Origin of the sequence: Streptomyces sp. NPDC048297, from assembly GCF_043201585.1 — a bacterium.
Taxonomy (GTDB): Bacteria; Actinomycetota; Actinomycetes; order Streptomycetales; family Streptomycetaceae; genus Streptomyces.
The window spans coordinates 1-17739 of the sequence record NZ_JBICZA010000054.1; the positions used below are offsets into that span (position 1 = coordinate 1).

Consider the following 17739-nt stretch of genomic DNA (forward strand, 5'->3'; position numbering starts at 1 on the left):
CAGCAGGGCGTCCAGGTCATTCGTCACAGATCGATCTTGGACGCCCTGCCTTCGTTCCCAGACGCACCGTCAGCATTCGGAATGACTCGTCTAGGGTCGGGGAGGACGGAAGGAGACCGCTGTGACCGGTCAGCCCATTCCCGTGATCATCGACTGTGACACCGGCGTCGACGACGCCCTGGCCCTCCTGTTCGCCGTACGGCACCCCGGCCTTGACCTGCGGGCCGTGACCTGCGTGGCCGGGAACACCGACGTCGACGGCGTGGTGCGCAACACCCTGACCGTGCTGGAGCAGGCCGGCGCCCACGACGTACCGGTGGCGCGGGGCGCCGAGCGCCCGCTGATCGAGCCGGCCCGCTCCGCACGGCACGTGCACGGCAAGGACGGCATGGGTGACCTGGGCCTTCCCGCGCCCGGTCGCGGTCGCGCCGCCGTGGACGCCGTGACCCTCCTGCGCCGGGAGATCCTGGCCTCCGAACGCCCGGTCACCCTGATCCCGACCGCCCCGCTCACCAACATCGCGCTGCTCCTGCGCACCCACCCCGAAGTGACCCGGAACATCGAGCGGATCGTGTTCATGGGCGGCGCCGCCGGGGCCGGGAACGCCACGCCGGTCGCCGAGTTCAACGTGTGGCACGACCCCGAGGCGGCGGCGATCCTGCTCACCGCCGGGGTGCCGATCACCATGTACGGGCTCGACGTGTTCACCCGGGTCGTCGTACCGGGCCCGCAGGTACGGCGGCTGCGCGGGAGCAAGGAGCCCGGTGCCCGGCTCGCCGGGGAACTGCTGGCCCACCGGCCGGCCGCGCCCGACCCCGACGGTGACGACCCGGCCGGCGGCCTGGGCGACGCGGGCGCCGTGTGCGCGGTCGCCGACCCGGGAGGCATCACCACGCGGCTGCTCCCCGTCGAGGTCTCCCTCGGTCCCGGTCCGAGCCGCGGCCAGACGATCGTCGACCGCAGGCCGCGCCACGGCGAGTCCGAGATCCACCACGGCGAGCGCGCCCGGACCCTGGTGGACGTGGCGTTGGACGTGGACGTGGAGCGGTACGTGAAGTTGTACCTGGAGACGGTCGTGCCCTAGCTAGTCGGCGACCGGGCGGGGGTCTGACCGGTCGTCGGGTTCGGGCCGGCCCCCGTGTTCCCGCCGGCCCCCGTGTTCCCGTCGGCTCCCGTGGCCCCGCCGGCCCCCGTGTTCCCGCCGCCGTTCCCTCCCGCCGCGCCCGCCAGCCCGTCGATGTCCACCGGTGTGGACGTGGCGTTCGGCGGCGGGGTGAGGACCACCTGCGGCTGGCCGGGGGACGGGGGCGGCGGGGTCAGGTCGGAGGAGGGGAGTTTCGGCGGGGTGGTCTGCTGGAAGAGGGTCTGGTCGAAGTCGACCAGGCCGGTCTTCTCCATGACCGTGATGTGGTCGAGCACGGTGTCGTTGGCCTGGTCGGCCAGTGCCCGCACCAGTGAGTTCTCGGTCGTGGAACGGATCTTCGCCACCGTGTTGAAGATCGAACCGTGCGTCATCCGCAGGATGTTGGCGAAGTCGGAGTCGAACTTCCCGCCGGTGTCCGACTGCAGGGTGTTGACGAAGCCCTGCTGCTGGGGGCTCGGCAGGTCGGGCAGGGTGATGCCGAGCATCGGCGCGATCTTGCGGCAGGTGGCGTCGAGCGCGGAGTGCCCGTCGACCAGGTGCTGACTGGCCGTCCGGACCCCCTTGGTGGTGCCCTTGCGCAGTCCGATCTGGCCGACGGGGTACTCCCACAGGCCGGCCGCCCGCACCTTCACCACGAAGTCCCGGTCCGCCTCGGTGAGCGGGCCCCACTGGGTGTCGGCGATGACGCGTGTCTGTGAGCTGGAGACGGTGCTCAGGCCCAGCATGCCGGGGTAGACGAGTGCCGCGAGGGTCAGGGCCATCGCGCCGCCCACGAAGAGCGTTCCCGTCGCGTTCCGCGAAAACCGCACCGTGCCTCCTGCCTGGGGGACTCCGCCCGCGGGCGGTCGTGACGCACAGCAGTACGGATGAGGGGGCCGTTCGTATCGGCGCGGCCGGGTAAAGATTCCCCTTCGTTGGGGCCGAGTTGACGAACATGGGCCTCTATTGGCAAAGACAGGGCTCCTGTTGGCGAAAGGTTGACCGCTCGGCGGGAGAAGGCAGGGGAAACGCGAGCCTAGATTCGCCGCATGCCCCCACAGCCCAGAATGCCCGCCGCGCTGCCCGTCCTGCCCTACCGCAAGCCGACCAAGGGCCGCGACTACTGGGTGCTGGACGACGTCCTGCCCGACGTCGACGCCGTACGGGAACGGTGTCTGGCCAAGGACGACTGGGTCGAGGGCTATCCGTACACCTCGGAGACCTGGCCCGGACTGCGTGCCATGCCCGGCCTGGAGCCGGACGAACTCGCCTGTGTCGAGCGGCTGGTGAAGAAGTCGACCGGGGCCGGGGAACTGTGGGTGCAGCGGGCGCCCGGCGGCGGCACCCTCAACCACAACTGCGTGCAGGTGGTCGGCGAGGGCGAGAGCGAGCCGCGCCCGCACACCGACTCGCGCGCACTGTGCCGGTACGCGGCCGTCCTGTACCTCAACCCGCGTGTGCCCAAGGGCTGCGGCACGAGCTTCTTCCGCCAGTCCCTGCCCGGCGGCCGGCTCGGCGGCAACGTCGTCCAGGCCCCGCACAACAACCTCGTCGAGGCCCTCGGCACCCGCTTCGTCGCCCCGGACGCCTTCGAGGAGGACGTCCAGGTCCCCCACAAGTACAACCGCCTTCTTCTCTACAACGCCAACCTCGTGCACAGCGCGACCGCCTACACCGGCCGGACGCTGGAGGAGAAGCGGATGACGGCGGTCTTCTTCTGGATGGCGTGAGGTCTTCGCTCCGGGGGCGCGAGGTCTTCGCTCCGGGGTGGCGTGAGGTTTTCGCCCGGGGGCGTGCGGTCTCCGCTCCGGGGTGGCGCGAGGCCTTTGTCGAGCGGCAACTGTTCACCCGTTCGGAGTAGCCTCCGTGGTCGCCGGCGGCCGCTCGTCGGATCCTCGTACGTACCACCGGCTCGGGGACGACGGCGGAGGTACGGCCATGACGCAGCACACCCCACCGGCTCCGGCCCCGGCTCCCGCGCCGCACGGCGCCCTGGCCGAGGGAGGCACCGTCTTCGCGGGCGTGCTGATGCTGGTGAACGGCATCCTCGCCATACTCCAGGGCATCTCCGCGATCGCCTCCGACGACGTGTACGCCCGGATCGACACGTACTCGTACAAGATCAACCTCACCGGCTGGGGCTGGATCCTCATCGTGCTCGGCGTGATCGCCGCGATCACCGGTGCGGGCATCCTCAAGGGCGCCGAATGGGCGCGGGCGGTCGGCATCGTGCTGGCCTCGCTGAGCCTGATCGCCCAGTTCCTGTTCCTGCCGTACGCCCCGTTCTGGTCCCTGATCATGATCGGCCTCAGCTTCTTCGTGATCTGGTCCCTGGCCACCTACCGGCCGGCCCGCAGCAGCACCCCCTGAGCGCACGCACGCCCCGGATCCGGCCGCCGCGCGCGGGGGTTCGCCGGCGGCCGGGTGCGGTAAGGATTGCCGCCATGAGTACCGCCATGAGTACCGCCATGAGCACCGCCATGAGCACCATGGCCGTCGTCGGCGCCGGCCCGGGTCTGGGAGCCGCCGTGGCGCGCCGGTTCGGGCGCGAGGGGTTCGCCGTCGCGCTCGTCGCGCGCGACCGCAACCGACTTGACCTGCTTGTGGAGGAACTCGCCGCCGAGGGGGTCGCCGCGCACGGCTTCCCCGCGGACGTGCGCAGACCCGACGAGCTGGTCGCCGCCCTGCGCGCCGCCGGCGAGACGCTCGGCCCCGTCGAGGTGCTCCAGTACAGCCCGGTCCCGCACCGGGACTTCATGCGGCCCGTGCTGGAGACCGGGTACCGGGATCTGCTCGGGCCGATCGAGTTCTCGGTGTACGGGCCGGTCGCCGCGGTGCAGCAGGTGCTGCCCGGGATGCGCCTGCTGGGGCGCGGCACCATCCTCCTGGTCAACGGCGGGAGCGCCGCCGTACCGCATCCCGAGCGGGCCGGGACCTCGATCGCCTTCGCGGCGGAGAGCGCGTACGGGCATCTGCTGCACGACCGGCTGGCCCGCGAGGGGATCCACGTCGCGCAACTGGTGATCCCGGGGGCCATCACCGCGGGCCATGTGCGCAAGGATCCGGGCGTGCTCGCGGAGACGCTGTGGCGCGTGCACCGTGAGCGGCACGGTTTCCGGCACTACGCCGACGACTTGGACGCGTGACCCGCCGCTGGCTGCCGTCAGTGCCGCCAGCGCCGCCAGGGGTGCCAGGGCTGCCGGTGCCACCGGCGCCATCAGGGCCATCAGCGCCGTCAGTGCCGCCCTGCACGAAGCCCCTTTGTGGGCCAATATGGGTGATGTTGGCCGTATTGCTCTCGTCAAGGGGGCCTCAATGGCTTTGGAAATCCCCCCGATTCTCAAGCCGTCCCGCTTCAGAAACCGGGCAGGCCTGGCGGGTGAGTGTCTGGCGGAGTTCCTCGGGACCTTCGTCCTCATCGCCTTCGGCTGCGGAGTCGTCGCGATGGCGGTGGCCGCGCTGCCCGGCTCCGGCCGTGCCGCCACGACCACGACGATCTTCCTCGCGGCCGGTGACTGGCTTCTGATCACGTGGGGCTGGGCCTTCGCCGTCGTCTTCGGCATCTACGTGGCCGGCGGTGTCAGCGGCGCCCACCTGAACCCCGCCGTCACGCTGGCCATGGCCGTGCGCCGCGGGTTCCCCTGGAAGAAGGTCGTACCGTTCTGGTTCTCGCAGGTCGTCGGCGCGTTCGCCGGGGCGGCGCTGGTCTATCTCGTCTATCACGACGCGATCGGCGCCTACGACTCCACGGTGAAGGGGCCCAAGGTGAACGGGCGTACGAACGCCACGTTCTCCATCTTCGCCACCTTCCCCGCCGCCTACTTCCACGGCGGCAACTGGGGCCCGCTGATCGACCAGATCGTCGGCACGGCCTTCCTGGTCATGTTCGTCGTCGCCATCATCGACCTGCGGAACCAAGCCGTGAAGGCCAACCTCGGCCCGCTGATGGTCGGTTTCGCGGTCGCCGCGATCGGCATGTCCTACGGCGCCAACGCGGGCTACGCCATCAACCCCGCCCGCGACTTCGGGCCGCGCCTGTTCACGTGGGTCGCGGGCTGGCAGAGCCTGGCGTTCCCGGGCTCGGTGGCGGGCTCGTACAGCGACTACTGGTGGATTCCGATCGTCGGGCCGCTGATCGGCGGAGTGATCGGCATCCTGCTCTACGACATGTTCATCGGCGACGTCCTGTACGCCCGCGCCAAGGTGGGCGAACTGCCCGAGGCGGGCCAGGGGGCACGGCTGGTGAAGACGGTCGGCGAGAACGAGATCGACGGCTCGGGGGGCGGTTCCGGCTCTGGTTCGGGTGGGGACTCCGGCGGCGGTTCGAGCGGTGGTCCGGGGGGCGACAAGGACGAGGAGTACTAGCGTCGCCGCCACGCTACGAGGGGGACGGGCCCCGCCGCCGTTCGGGGGACATGGTGCCCTGCATGCGAGGGAACGCGGCGACAGACGTTCGGGCGTTCGTTACGGCGTGTGACAGCGGGCGCGGGTGCGCCACCCGTGGTTGCGGGCGGGCGTTGGAGTTGCCGTGGTGGCGGTTGCAGAAACGATTTCGTTCGGCGGGCCGTCGCCGGACATCGCACCGCGCAAGGTATGGAGTGCTGGGAACAGTGTGGGCAAGCGGCGAGGGGGCGTCCGCGGCAGGGCGTCGGGGGACGGGCGGTCTGGTCGGCCGTGAAGTGGAGACGGCGGCACTGCGGGAGGGGCTGGCCCGGGGACGGCTGGTGACCGTGACCGGGGCCGCGGGCGTCGGCAAGAGCGTACTGGCCGCCTCGGTGGCCGTTCCGGGGCCCGGCGGTCCGTGGGGACGGGTGATCCACGTGCGCTGCCCCGGCGGCACGCCGACAGCCGCCGCAACCCTCGCGGCCCGGGTCGCCGAGGCGCTGACGGGGCAGCGGCCGGGCGGCGGGGATGGGCTGATGAGCCAGCGGTCAGGTGGTGGTGGGGATGGCCTGACGGGGCCCCGGTCGGGGGGTGGTGACGGGGCGACGGGGCGCTGGTCGGGTAGTGGGGAGGAGAGGGCGGAGCGTCCGAGCGGGATCGGCGAAGGTCCGTGCGCGACCGCGCCCCGGAAGGGCCGCGGGGAACTGCGCGACCAGCCACGGACGGCCCGCGGGGATCTGCGCGACCAGCCAGGACGGACCCGCAGATGACGCACAGGCTTCCCAGCGGAGCGCTTCCAGCGGGGAGCGCTTGGCACGGCCACCCCATCCGCGCGGCGAGCCCGGTGCGTGGCGGGGTGTCCGCGCCGCGGAGTGGGGGTTCACCAGCCGGTGAACAGCAGCCAGGGTGAGGGCTGTTCGGGCGGCGAGCCCGGTGCATGGCGGGGCGTCCACGCCGCGGAGCGGGAGTTCACCAGCCCGTGAGCAGCAGGTGGTTGAGGAGCAGGGCGAGGATCGTCTGGGCGGCCAGCCAGGCGCGTGGGCGGGGCAGGAAGGCGCACGCGGGCAGCAGCCACATCGCGAACGGCAGCCAGATCCGCTCGGTCTCCGCCTTGCTCAGGCCCGACAGGTCGGCGAGGAGGAGGGCCAGCAGGGCGGCGGCCACGAGGAACGCCAGCCGGGTACGGGCCGGGTCGGTGCGGTGGGCGAGACCGGTGCCGGTGCGGCGCAGGCCCGCCGCCGTGGCCGGACCGGTGATCAGGGCCGTGCAGGCCAGGTTGGCCCAGACCCAGTAGCCGTAGGGGCGGGTGCCGCCGATGCCCTGGTAGTAGCGGGTCACCAACAGGTGGTACGCCGTCCACCAGTTGAAGCCGGCCAGCGTGAACGCCACCGGTACGACGGCCAGTCCGGCGACGAACGCCGCGACGAGCACGGGACGCAGGCCCCCGCGCCCCAGCAGCAGGACGGCCGCGCCGATCACGGCGAAGAGCGTGAGCCCGTACGACAGGTAGCAGGTCAGGCCGAAGAGCAGGCCGGAGGCGGCGGCCCAGGGCCAGGCCCCGGCCGGTGAGCGCCGGGTCAGGGCCAGTGCGAGCAGGGCGAGGGCCCAGGCGGCGACGGCCGCGTAGAAGCCGTCGGCGGAGGTGCCCAGCCAGACGGCCGCCGGGGGCAGGACCAGGAAGGGTGCCGCGCGGCGGGCCAGGGACTCGTCCGTCAGCGCGCGCAGCGCGATCAGCACGGCCACACAGGCGGAGGAACCCAGCACGATGCACCACGTCCCGGCCCAGCCGCCGCCGTGCAGCCCGATCCGGTCCAGGAGCACGAACGTGAGCGTGGCCCCCGGCGGATGCCCGGCGACGTGCGCCGGCCAGGGGTGCGGAGTACCGCTGACGATGTGGTGGGTGAAGTCGCGCAGGGTCGCCGGGATGTCGTGGAAGCGGCCGATGACCCGCAGGTACTCCTCCTTGGCGGTCAGCCGGCCCGCGATGCCCCGCTGCCAGCCGTCGACCAGCGCGAGGGAGACGATCCAGGCCAGGGACGCCGCCCACGCCGCCGCGAGCAGGGCCCGCCACGGCAGCCGGGCGGCCAGCGACGGCCCGTACGCCACCCCGGCCACCGCGAGGACCACGGCGGCCGGCGTGCCCGGTCCCACATGCGGCTCCCACTCGGCGAACACCGGCGGCCAGTGCACGAACAGGGTGTGCCGGGTGTCCTGGATGTGCCGGCCGACGAGCACGGCGACCGTCACGAGGAGGACGGCGGCACCGGCGGCGCAGAGGTCGCGGCGGGTGCCGGAGCGGGGCTCGGGGGGCGGGGAGGCGCCGGCGCTGTCCGTGGTGGAGGAAGCGCCGGCGGCTGCGGGGCGAGGGCGGGGGTCACGGTGAGGGCGGGGGCCGGAGCGGGGGAGGCGGATCACACCGGCACGTTAGGCCGCATGGCCGCGCGCGAGCCGCCGTACGGGCCGGACGTCAGCGTTTCGTCATGGGTCGTGCCCCCGATTCCCGCAGTCCGCGGGCCTACGGTCGGGACATGCGCGACCATCCCCGGCTTCCCACCTCCCCCGGTTTCTGGCGCAGCCCCCTGCGTGGCACGTGGTTCACCTCCGTGCTCGGGCTCGTGCTGCTCGTCGGCGTCACCGTGCTGTTCGTGACCGGCCTGGTGTCGTACGCCGCCTACAACCCGGGCCTGTCCCCGGTCAACGACACGACCCCCGACAAGGGGATCCTCGGCCTCTACCTCTTCGCCTGGCCGACCGGCCCCGTGTGGCTGTACCGGTTCACCCAGGGCCTGCACGTCACCCTGGGCATCACCCTGATCCCGGTGCTGCTGGCCAAGCTGTGGTCGGTGGTGCCGAAACTGTTCACACTGCCCCCGGCCCGCTCGCTCGCACACGCGCTGGAGCGGGTCTCGTTGCTGCTGCTGGTCGGCGGCGGCCTGTTCGAGTTCACGACCGGCGTGCTCAACGTCCAGCTGGACTACATCTTCCCCGGCTCCTTCTACCCGCTGCACTTCTACGGCGCCTGGGTGTTCTTCGCCGCGTTCCTCGCCCATGCCGTGCTGAAGACCCCGAAGGCGGTGCGGGCGGTACGGCAGCGGATGCGCGAGCAGGACGGCGGCTCGGCCGTGCGCCCGGACCGGGACGACGACCTCGTCGCGCCGGAGCCCGCCCCACCCACCGTCTCCCGGCGCGGTGCGCTGTGGATGGTCGGCGGCGGCTCGCTGCTGCTGTTCGTGACCACGGTGGGGCAGAGCCTTGGCGGGCCCTTCCGCCGTACCGCACTGCTCGCGCCGCACGGCGGGACCGACCCGGGCGGCGGCCCGAACGGCTTCCAGATCAACAAGACGGCCGCCTACGCCGGGATCGACGCGGCGGAGACGGGGGAGGAGGCCTGGCGGCTCGTCGTCACCGGCCGCACCGGAACCGTCCGCCTCAGCCGCGCGCAACTCCTGCTCATGCCCCAGCACAGCTCGTCGCTGCCCATCGCCTGCGTCGAGGGCTGGTCCACGGCCGACCAGTGGTGGCGCGGGGTACGGCTGCGCGACCTCGCCGCCCTGGTCGGGTACGACGGTGACCCGCCGGACCTGTTCGTGGAGTCCCTGCAACGCCACGGCGCCTTCCGCCGCGCCGCCCTGCGCGCCAACCAGGTGGCCGACCCGCGCTCCCTGCTCGCCCTGTACGTCAACGGCGAGGCCCTGTCCCCCGACCACGGCCACCCGGCCCGCGTCATCGTGCCCGCCGCACCCGGTGTGCTCAACACCAAGTGGGTGGCCCGGCTGACCTTCGGAGCCCTGTGATGCGCCTGCCCCGCCTTCCCCGAGCCGCCCGCCTTCCCCGCGTCCCCCGTCTCCCCCTCGGCAGCCCGTTCCAACTGCTGCTGCTCGCCGCCTCGTTCGCGCTCGCCGTGTACGCCGGGGTGCGGTTGCTGTCCGGTGACTGGTTCGGGGTGGCGCTGTGGATCGTGGGCGCGGCCCTGCTGCACGACCTGGTGCTGGTGCCGTTGTACTCCGTACTGGACCGGGTGCTGGTGGGCGGCCTGGACACGGCCGGGGGCCGGGCGTGGGTGTCGTACGTACGGGTGCCGGCGGCGCTGTCCGGGCTGCTGCTGCTCGTGTGGTTCCCGCTGATCTCCGACCGCGTGGCCGAGCGCTACCGCATGGCCACGGGCCAGTCCTCGGACGTCTACCTCGGCCGCTGGCTGCTGATCACCGCCCTGCTCTTCGGCGGCTCGGCGGTGGTGCTGGTGCTGCGGCTACGGCTGCGGACGCGGCTGCGCAGGGCGGCGAAACGCCGTTCGCCGGCCGCCCACTGAGCGACCGTCCGCCACCCGGCCCGCCCGGCGAGCCGGAGCAGGGCGGGCGTACCGATCCGCGCCCAGGGAAAGGGCTCGCCCACGGCGGCGGGCCCGAGGGCGACGTCGACCACCTGTACCTGGGCCCGCTCGTCGATGTCCGGGGCGGCGGTCTCGGCGATCAACAGGCCGTCCGGGGCGAGGAGTTGCCCCATCCTGCGCAGCAGGGCGCCCGGATCGCCGCCGATCCCGACGTTCCCGTCCATCAGCAGGACGGTGTCCCAGCGGCCCTCGCCGGGCAGCGGATCGAAGACCGAGCGGCGCAGGGCCTGCCCGCCGAGCGTGTTGGTACGGGTGACGGCCGCCTCGCTCACGTCGACACCGAGGACGGTACGACCCCGGGCGGCCAGCTCCGCGACCAGCCGGCCGGGCCCGCAGCCGACGTCCAGCACGGCCCCCTCGCACCGGTCGAGGACCGCCCGGTCCACGTCGTCCGCCCCGGCGCACCACCGCTCCACCTCCAGCGGCAGCAGCCAGCCGTCGGCGCGGCGCAGATACAGGGGGCCGCGACCGGTGCGCAGGGCGGTGGCGTACGGGTCGGAGGCGGCCCAGGCGGGTGGGGCCGGCGGGGTGGGTGGGGCGAGTGGTGCCACCGGGGCTGGTGGCGTGGGCGGGGTGGTCGTGGCGCTCATCGGTGACCGTCCGTCGTACAGTCCGCCAGCCGGGCGGCGAAGGCGCCGTGCGGGGCGAGGGCGGCGACGGCGTGCGCGTCTTCGGCGGTGTCGACGTCCCGCAGCCGGGGCAGGTCCCGCACCCGCAGCCCGGCGGCGACCAGCCGCTCGCGCTGGACGGCACCGGTCACCGGCGAGGACATGGGCACGCCCCGCAGCAGCGCCGGTTCCGGGCGGGCCAGGCCCAGCGCCCAGAAACCGCCGTCCTCGGCCGGCCCGAAGTGCGCGTCGCAGTCCGCGAAGTCCACGGTCAGCAGGGCCGGGGTGACCTGCGGGGTGTCCATGCCGATCAGTAACGCCGGTCCGTCGCAGCGGGCGAACGCGTCCGCGAGCCGCGCGTCCAGCCCGCCCCCGCACTGGGGTACGACCTCGAACCCGGGCGGCAACCACGGCCCGGCCCGCCCGTCCAGCACGAGCACCCGCCGCACCGCCCGCGCCTCACCCACCGCCCGCAACGTGTCCACGAGCGCCGCCTCCGCGAGCCCCGCGGCCTCCTCCGGAGTGAACGGCGGGCTGAGCCGCGTCTTCACCCGACCGGGGAGGGGTTCCTTGGCGATGACGAGGAGGGTGGTCACGGGGGGCCTTTCTGGACGGGGACCGGGGTGACGGGGGCCGGGGTGACGGGGGCCGGGGTGACGGGGGTCGGGTGGCGGGGACCGGGGCGCGGGGCCCTATCGATATCGATGGGCGGCTTCGCCGCGTGGGCGCGACAAGCCCCCACCGGCCCGCACGGACGCCCCTTCGCGAAGAACCCCGCTCATGTCCCGCACCGCCTGCCACGTCCCCCGCCACGTACCCGTGACCTTGGACGCCCCCGTACGCGCCAGGTACGGGACGTCACGCTCGGTGATACGCCACCCCGCGTCCGCCGCGCGGACCACCATCTGCAGGGGATATCCACTGCGCCGGTCCGTGAGCCCGAGCGCGAGCAACGGCTCGCGCCGCGCCGCACGCAGGGGACCGAGATCGTGCAGGCGCAGCCCGGTGCGCCGGCGCAGCAGCAGGGAGAGCGCGAGGTTGCCCGCGCGGGCGTGCACGGGCCAGGCGCCCCGGCTCAGGGGCCGGCGCCGGCCCAGGACCAGGTCGGCCCCGCCGGCGCGGACCTCCTCGACGAAGGGCACCAGCCGCCCGGGATCGAGGGTGGCGTCGCAGTCGCAGAAGCAGACCACCTCGGCGGTGGCCGCGAGCAGCCCTGCATGGCAGGCGGCACCGAACCCGCGCCGCTCCTCGTGGACGACGTACGCCCCGAGCGCGCGGGCGACATCGGCGGAACCGTCCGTCGAGCCGTTGTCCACGACGATCGCGCGCCAGCCGGGCGGGATCCGAGCGAGCACCCAGGGCAACGCCTCGGCCTCGTCGAGACACGGCAGCACGACGTCGACGCCGGGGCCCCTGTGGAGATCCACGCCGGGATCCCCGTCGGGCGGAAGAGATGAGGTGGTCACGAGGCTCACCCTACGAACCCGAACCGTGACAAAGGGGGCATCCGCTCCTTACGAAACGCGGACGTCGACACCACAGCCGTCCGTGCTCCGCCCCCGCTCCGCCCCACGGTGACAGGCTGGAAAGCATGCAGCAGCCGCACCCAGCCCCACCCCCCGGCCCCGGACCCGCCCCCGGCCCCGGACCCGCCCCCGGCCCTGGCTCCCGCCCCGCCGCTGACCAGGAGCAGCAGCGGCCGGCTCACCGCGGCCGGATCCTCGTCGTGGACGACGACCCGACCGTCGCCGAGGTCGTCGCGGGCTACCTCGACCGTGCCGGTTACGCCGTGGACCGCGCCGCCGACGGTCCGGGCGCCCTCGCTCGCGCCGCCGCGCGGCGGCCCGACCTGGTGGTGCTGGACCTGATGCTGCCGGGCATGGACGGCCTGGAGGTGTGCCGGCGGCTGCGCGAGCGGGGCCCGGTGCCGGTCGTCATGCTCACCGCGCGCGGCGACGAGGACGACCGCATCCTCGGCCTGGAGATAGGTGCCGACGACTACGTCACCAAGCCCTTCAGCCCGCGCGAACTCGTCCTGCGCGTGGAGTCGGTGCTGCGCCGCACCCGGCCCGCGACCGTCCCCGGAGACGCCCGTCCTGCCCCCGGCCCCCTCGGCGCGGCCGGCCTCACCGTCGATCCGGACGCCCGCCGGGCCACCAAGAACGGCACCGAACTCGCGCTCACGCTCCGCGAGTTCGACCTGCTCGCCTTCTTCCTGCGCCACCCCGGCCGCGCCTTCGGCCGGGAGGAGCTGATGCGGGAGGTGTGGGGCTGGGACTTCGGTGACCTGTCCACCGTCACCGTCCACGTCCGCCGCCTGCGCGGCAAGGTCGAGGACGACCCGGCCCGCCCCGCCCTCATCCAGACGGTATGGGGCGTGGGCTACCGATTCGAACCCACCGAAACGGAAACGGAATCGGGCCCCGGAACGGGAACGGGCCCCGGAACGGGAACGGAATCGGGCCCCGGAACGGGAACGGGCCCCGGAACGGGAACGGAATCGGGCCCCGGAACGGGAACGGGACCCGGAACGGGAACGGAATCGGGCCCCGGAACAGGCACCGCAACGGGACCTCGGCCCCTGACCGGAACGGACGGCGACTGACATGCGCGACACCCTCCTCATCGCCCTCTACGCCTTCCTCGGCGCCGCCGCCACCGGCCTCGTCGGAGCGGCCGTGCTGCGCGTGATCCGCCGCCGCTCGCTCACCGCCTCGCTCGCCGTGGTGGCCGCCGTCGGGGTGGTCGCCATGCTGGCCGGGACGATGGCGGTGGCCCAGGCGATGTTCCTGTCGTCGCACGACCTGCGGGTCGTCACGACCGTCGTCGCCATGGCGGCCGTCGTCTCGCTGCTCACCGCGCTGCTCCTGGGCCGCTGGGTCGTCGCCCGCAGCCGTGAACTCACGGACGCCGCCCGGCACTTCGGCGACGGCGGTGCCTTCGCCGCGCCCGCCGTCCCGGCCACCGCCGAACTGGACGCCCTCAGCCGCGAGTTGGCCGCCACCAGCGCCAAGCTGGCCGCTTCCCGGGAACGTGAGCGCGCGCTGGAGACCTCCCGGCGTGAACTCGTCGCCTGGATCTCGCACGACCTGCGCACGCCGCTCGCGGGGCTGCGCGCCATGTCGGAGGCGCTGGAGGACGGGGTGGCCGCCGACCCCGAGCGCTACCTCAGGCAGATCCGCACCGAGGTGGAACGCCTCAACGACATGGTCGGCGACCTCTTCGAACTCTCCCGCATCCACGCCGGGACACTGCCGCTGAGCCCCGCCCGGATCTCGCTGTACGACCTGGTGGGCGACGCCCTCGCGGGGGTCGGCCCGCTCGCCCGCGAGCACGGCGTACGGCTGGTCGGCGACGGGGTGCAGCCGCTGCCGGTCGAGGTGGACGGCAAGGAGATGAGCCGGGTCCTGGCCAACCTGCTGGTCAACGCCATCCGCCGGACCCCCGCCGACGGCACGGTCGCCATCGCCGCCGAGCGCGCCCCCGACGGCGTGGTCCTCTCCGTCACCGACGGCTGCGGCGGCATCCCCGACGAGGACCTGCCCCGCGTCTTCGACACCGGCTGGCGCGGCACGGACGCCCGCACCCCACCGGCCGGCGCGGGCCTCGGCCTGGCGATCGTCCGCGGCATCGTGGAGGCCCACCAGGGCCGCACGACCGTCCGCAACATCCCCGGCGGCTGCCGCTTCGAGGTGACCCTGCCCCCGGCGAGCGCCTGACCCCACCGGCGAGCGCGTAACCCCACCGAACCGCCCGACCGCCCACCGGCCGTGACGACGAGGGGCGCCCTGCGTAAGTCGATGTGAAGGCCTTCTTCCCGGTGTGAGCACCCGGCAGGCCTCGGTGAGGGCTTGGTTCCGTCCGAGGGGGCGTAGACGGATCACTCACGAAGGAACGGCCTCGCCCCATCCCCTTGCCAGTGACGAAGCTGCGAGGAGGGGCAGGACTGTGATGTCTGAAGACGCTACTCCGGATCCCTACGCCGACCCGCTCAGGTTCGGCCAGCGGGTACAGATCCATCGCGAGCGCCGCGGGATGACGCAGACTCAGGTCGCCGATCTGCTGGGCATCTCGCCGCACACGTACCGCAAGATCGAGAATGGGCAGCAGAAGGCACCCGGTCTCGAAACCGTCCTGCGGCTGGCCGAGATCCTGCGTGTGCGAAACCTGGCCGACCTCACGGGACACCCAGAGGCCCAAGTCGACCTTTTCGTCGGTCCAGGGCATCCGCGCCTTGCCGCCGTGAAGGCTGCCATTGACAGTTTTGCCCTGACACACAGTGTCGAGCCGCCGCCCTCCGCGCACGTGGAGGCCCGGCTCCATGCGGCGTGGAAGGCACGCCACGCCTCGAAGAACCACCGGGAAGCGATCGGCGCGTTGCTGCCCGATCTGATCCGGGACGCCCAGCGCCTTGTGCGCCACGCCGAGAGCGCCGCCGAGCGCCGACAGGCTCAGGCGCTGCTCGCCGAGTCCTACTCGCTGTCCCAGTTCTTCCTCGCCTACCAGCCGGATTCCTTCCTGCGCGTCCGCCTGCATCGGCGAGGCCCGGCGGAAGCTCTCGGCCGGCCCCAGCCCCAGGTACGGCGGGGACATCGGCCACGCCCGCCGCCTGGCCCGCGTGCTGCGCGCGCTGTGCGACCACTACGAGAGCGCGGACGACAAGCCGTGAAGGCAAGCCGTCCCCCGACGGCGGATCCGATGAAGGCCACCGAGCGGAGGTGCTCGGTGCCGGCCGCTTCGGTTCCCGCACGATCGCCATCCGCCTGCGCGTCCATGACTGCCACCACGCGGTCGCGGCGAGACGGGGCCACGCCGGTCCTTTCGGACAGTTCACCGCCTCCGTGCGAACTCGTGCGTTCCCTCCAGGAAGGACACCTCCGGTTTCCAGCCCAGTTCCGCTCGTAGCCGGGAGGAGTCGGCGGTGATGTGGCGGACGTCGCCCAGGCGGTATTCGCCGGTGATGAGGGGGGCCGGGCCGTCGTAGGCGGTGGACAGGGCGTGGGCCAGGTCGGCGATGGTGTGCGGGGTGCCGCTGGCGGTGTTGTAGGGGGTGAGGGTGCCGGGGCGGGCCTCGGCCTCCAGGGCGGTGACGTTGGCGGTGGCCACGTCGCGGACGTGGACGAAGTCGCGGCGCTGGCGGCCGTCCTCGAAGACGCGTGGGGGCTCGCCGCGTTCGAGGGCCGAGCGGAAGAAGGAGGCGACGCCCGCGTAGGGGGTGTCGCGGGGCATCCGGGGGCCGTAGACGTTGTGGTAGCGCAGGGAGATCGCCGTGCCGTCGGTCGAACGGGCCCAGGCGGCGGCCAAGTGTTCCTGGGCGAGCTTGGTGGCGGCGTACACGTTGCGCGGGTCGGCCGGGGCGTCCTCGGCGACCAGGCCCGGGGTCAACTCCCGGCCGCACAGCGGGCAGAGGGGGTCGAAGCGGCCCGCGGCGAGGTCGTGCCCGGCGCGCGGTCCGGGGCGTACGACGTCGTGCACCGGGCAGGTGTAGCGGCCCTCGCCGTAGACCACCATCGAGCCGGCCAGCACGAGCCGGTCCACGCCCGCCCCGGCCATCGCGGAGAGCAGGACGGCGGTGCCGAGGTCGTTGCGGGAGACGTACTCGGCCGCGTCCGCGACCCCGTTGCCCAGGCCCACCTGGGCCGCCTGGTGGCAGACGGCGTCCACGCCGGTCAGCGCGCGGGCGACGGTCCCCGGGTCGCGGACGTCGTGGCGGGGGTCGTCCCGGACGTCGTACACGACCGGTTCGTGGCCGCGTGCCCGCAGGGCGTCGACGACATGGGACCCGATGAAGCCGGCACCGCCGGTGACCAGTACGCGCATACGGTCACGCTAGGGGCGGGGGCCCGCCCTCGGCGGGTACGACAGGCGCCGCGTCATCGCTCCGTAAGGAGTGAGGAGGAGTGAGGAGGAGTGAGAAGGAGCGAGAAGGAGCGAGAAGGAGTGGGTCAGAGGGGCTTGGCGGGCCAGTCCAGGAGGCGGGCGCCGATGACGGCCGTCTGGAGCTTGTAGCGGTGGGCCGGGTCGGCGGGGTCGGCGCCGGTCAGTCCGTGGATGCGTTCCAGGCGGTAGGTGAGGGCCCGCACGCTGAGGGAGAGCCGGCGGGCCGCCTCGGCGGACACGCAGCCCGCGTCGAAGTACTCGGTGAGTGTCTCCAGCAGCGGGCCGGCGCCGCCGCGGGCCGCGGCGAGCGGGCCGAGCGTGTGCGAGACCAGGTCGGCCAGCGCCTGCCGGTCCCGGGCCAGCACCGGGTAGACGAGCAGGTCGGCGGCGTGCAGCAGCGGCCCCTCCAGGTCGAGCCGCTCGGCCATCTCCAGTGTCGCGAGGGCCTCTTCGTACGACTGCACGACGCCGCCGGGGCCGGGCTGCGGGCGGCCGACGGCGACCCGGCCGCCCCCGGTGGCCGCGTGCGTCTGCCGGGCGAAGTGGGCGAGGACGTCGTCCTCGTCGCCGGGCGCGACGCACACCAGCCTGCCGTTCTTCGTGGTCAGCAGGATGCTGCGGGCGTCGAACCGGGCCAGGACCGCCCGTTCCACCCGCCGGGACACCGGGTCGTCCTCCACGTAGGCGGCCGGCCCCTCGGCGACGGCCACCGCGTGCTCCCGCGACAGGCGCAGCCCGAAGCGCTCGGCGCGCTCGACGAGCCGGCCCACGTCGCTGCGGCCGTAGAGGAGGTCCTCGATGAACTCGCGGCGCGCGGCCTCCTCCCTGCGCACGGCGAGCCGCTGGGCGCGCTCGTAGCCCTCGGCCAGCGCGTCGACGGCCTGTTCCACGGCGGCCAGGGTGCTGTCGGCGGACCCGGGCGCGGCCGGCCAGGCGGCGCGGGCGGCGGCGAGATGGGCGACGACCAGGGCGCGCAGCCCGTGCCCGGCGTCGGCGGCCTGCTCGCCCAGCGTCCGGCGGGCGGCCAGTTCCTCGCGGGTCAGCCGGCGGCCGGTGGCGGCGACCTCGGCGAGGGTGCGGGCGTAGTCGTCCAGATAGTGCGCCGGTATCGCCGGTATCGCCTGTTCGCTCACGCCGTCCCCGTTCCCCCGTGTTCCTTACGCGCCGTTGACGGTTTCTTGGCGGCCGTCCGGCACCGAGACCCTAGTGAACGTTGCCGGAAACCGGCAATGCGCAGGTGGGCGCCGCTCGGGCACCATCACGTCGGGGGAGCACTACGGGGGATTCCGGTGCCGGGCACCGGCAGGTGTCCGGCACCGGAACCGGGGCTCTTGCCACTTCATCGTCTGACACTC

16 protein-coding genes and 2 pseudogenes are annotated in these 17739 nt (G+C 73.5%); 11 read left to right on the forward strand and 7 right to left on the reverse strand.

Features of this window, described 5'->3' with window-relative positions; genetic code table 11:
• The first annotated feature begins 121 nt into the window (after positions 1 to 121).
• Positions 122 to 1084 carry a nucleoside hydrolase gene (locus tag ACGFYV_RS35295; RefSeq protein WP_393882630.1) on the forward strand — a complete coding sequence of 321 codons (963 nt, stop codon included), beginning with the start codon at positions 122 to 124 and terminating at the stop codon, positions 1082 to 1084.
• Here the strand turns inward: ACGFYV_RS35295 and ACGFYV_RS35300 are convergent.
• Positions 1081 to 1917 carry a DUF4142 domain-containing protein gene (locus ACGFYV_RS35300; protein WP_393882654.1) on the reverse strand — a complete coding sequence of 279 codons (837 nt, stop codon included), beginning with the start codon at positions 1915 to 1917 and terminating at the stop codon, positions 1081 to 1083. The genes ACGFYV_RS35295 and ACGFYV_RS35300 overlap by 4 nt on opposite strands.
• A 255-nt stretch (positions 1918 to 2172) precedes the next feature.
• Between ACGFYV_RS35300 and ACGFYV_RS35305 the strand changes: the two genes are divergently transcribed.
• From ACGFYV_RS35305 to ACGFYV_RS35320, 4 genes are all read left to right on the forward strand, one after another.
• A complete protein-coding gene (locus tag ACGFYV_RS35305) occupies positions 2173 to 2853 on the forward strand; it encodes a DUF6445 family protein (RefSeq protein ID WP_393882631.1) in 681 nt (226 codons plus the stop codon).
• A 208-nt stretch (positions 2854 to 3061) separates the two neighbouring features.
• Positions 3062 to 3493, forward strand: coding sequence for a hypothetical protein (locus ACGFYV_RS35310; RefSeq protein WP_393882632.1), 432 nt, complete (start codon positions 3062 to 3064; stop codon positions 3491 to 3493).
• 110 nt (positions 3494 to 3603) lie between these two features.
• The gene (locus ACGFYV_RS35315; protein WP_393882655.1) at positions 3604 to 4269 is read left to right on the forward strand and encodes an SDR family NAD(P)-dependent oxidoreductase; all 666 of its coding nucleotides are present in this window, start codon (positions 3604 to 3606) and stop codon (positions 4267 to 4269) included.
• Between the two features lie 169 nt (positions 4270 to 4438).
• A complete protein-coding gene (locus tag ACGFYV_RS35320) occupies positions 4439 to 5488 on the forward strand; it encodes an MIP/aquaporin family protein (protein ID WP_393882633.1) in 1050 nt (349 codons plus the stop codon).
• A gap of 987 nt (positions 5489 to 6475) precedes the next feature.
• Here the strand turns inward: ACGFYV_RS35320 and ACGFYV_RS35325 are convergent.
• Positions 6476 to 7921, reverse strand: a complete 1446-nt coding sequence (locus tag ACGFYV_RS35325; protein WP_393882634.1) for a hypothetical protein — start codon at positions 7919 to 7921, stop codon at positions 6476 to 6478.
• Positions 7922 to 8034: 113 nt separating this feature from the next.
• Here ACGFYV_RS35325 and ACGFYV_RS35330 point away from each other — a divergent pair, with 113 nt between their 5' ends.
• Entirely contained in the window at positions 8035 to 9300 is a 1266-nt protein-coding gene (locus tag ACGFYV_RS35330) for a molybdopterin-dependent oxidoreductase (RefSeq protein ID WP_393882635.1), read from the forward strand.
• Entirely contained in the window at positions 9300 to 9815 is a 516-nt protein-coding gene (locus ACGFYV_RS35335) for a hypothetical protein (protein WP_393882636.1), read from the forward strand. Before ACGFYV_RS35330 ends, ACGFYV_RS35335 begins: the two co-directional genes overlap by 1 nt.
• A 131-nt stretch (positions 9816 to 9946) precedes the next feature.
• On the opposite strand, the pseudogene ACGFYV_RS35340 reads toward ACGFYV_RS35335, so the two are convergent.
• From ACGFYV_RS35340 to ACGFYV_RS35350, 3 genes and pseudogenes are all read right to left on the reverse strand, one after another.
• A pseudogene (locus tag ACGFYV_RS35340) lies at positions 9947 to 10486 on the reverse strand (class I SAM-dependent methyltransferase); the annotation flags it as partial.
• The gene (locus tag ACGFYV_RS35345; protein ID WP_393882637.1) at positions 10483 to 11100 is read right to left on the reverse strand and encodes a DUF2064 domain-containing protein; all 618 of its coding nucleotides are present in this window, start codon (positions 11098 to 11100) and stop codon (positions 10483 to 10485) included. The gene ACGFYV_RS35345 and the pseudogene ACGFYV_RS35340, both read right to left, overlap by 4 nt.
• 96 nt (positions 11101 to 11196) lie before the next feature.
• The gene (locus ACGFYV_RS35350; RefSeq protein ID WP_393882656.1) at positions 11197 to 11931 is read right to left on the reverse strand and encodes a glycosyltransferase family 2 protein; all 735 of its coding nucleotides are present in this window, start codon (positions 11929 to 11931) and stop codon (positions 11197 to 11199) included.
• Positions 11932 to 12086: 155 nt separating this feature from the next.
• Between ACGFYV_RS35350 and ACGFYV_RS35355 the strand changes: the two genes are divergently transcribed.
• The 4 genes and pseudogenes from ACGFYV_RS35355 to ACGFYV_RS35370 all read left to right on the forward strand — a co-directional run bounded on the left by ACGFYV_RS35355 (position 12087) and on the right by ACGFYV_RS35370 (position 15173).
• Positions 12087 to 13109, forward strand: coding sequence for a response regulator transcription factor (locus ACGFYV_RS35355; protein ID WP_393882657.1), 1023 nt, complete (start codon positions 12087 to 12089; stop codon positions 13107 to 13109).
• Position 13110: 1 nt separating this feature from the next.
• The gene (locus tag ACGFYV_RS35360; RefSeq protein WP_393882638.1) at positions 13111 to 14223 is read left to right on the forward strand and encodes a sensor histidine kinase; all 1113 of its coding nucleotides are present in this window, start codon (positions 13111 to 13113) and stop codon (positions 14221 to 14223) included.
• Between the two features lie 232 nt (positions 14224 to 14455).
• Positions 14456 to 14677, forward strand: a pseudogene (locus ACGFYV_RS35365) (helix-turn-helix transcriptional regulator); the annotation flags it as partial.
• Positions 14678 to 14915: 238 nt separating this feature from the next.
• Positions 14916 to 15173: a DUF6415 family natural product biosynthesis protein gene (locus tag ACGFYV_RS35370; RefSeq protein WP_393882658.1), complete on the forward strand. Its 258-nt coding sequence runs from the start codon at positions 14916 to 14918 to the stop codon at positions 15171 to 15173.
• 161 nt (positions 15174 to 15334) lie between these two features.
• On the opposite strand, the gene ACGFYV_RS35375 is transcribed toward ACGFYV_RS35370, so the two are convergent.
• Positions 15335 to 16324 carry an NAD-dependent epimerase/dehydratase family protein gene (locus ACGFYV_RS35375; protein WP_393882639.1) on the reverse strand — a complete coding sequence of 330 codons (990 nt, stop codon included), beginning with the start codon at positions 16322 to 16324 and terminating at the stop codon, positions 15335 to 15337.
• Positions 16325 to 16449: 125 nt separating this feature from the next.
• Positions 16450 to 17517, reverse strand: coding sequence for a PucR family transcriptional regulator (locus tag ACGFYV_RS35380; RefSeq protein ID WP_393882640.1), 1068 nt, complete (start codon positions 17515 to 17517; stop codon positions 16450 to 16452).
• Positions 17518 to 17739: the final 222 nt, after the last annotated feature.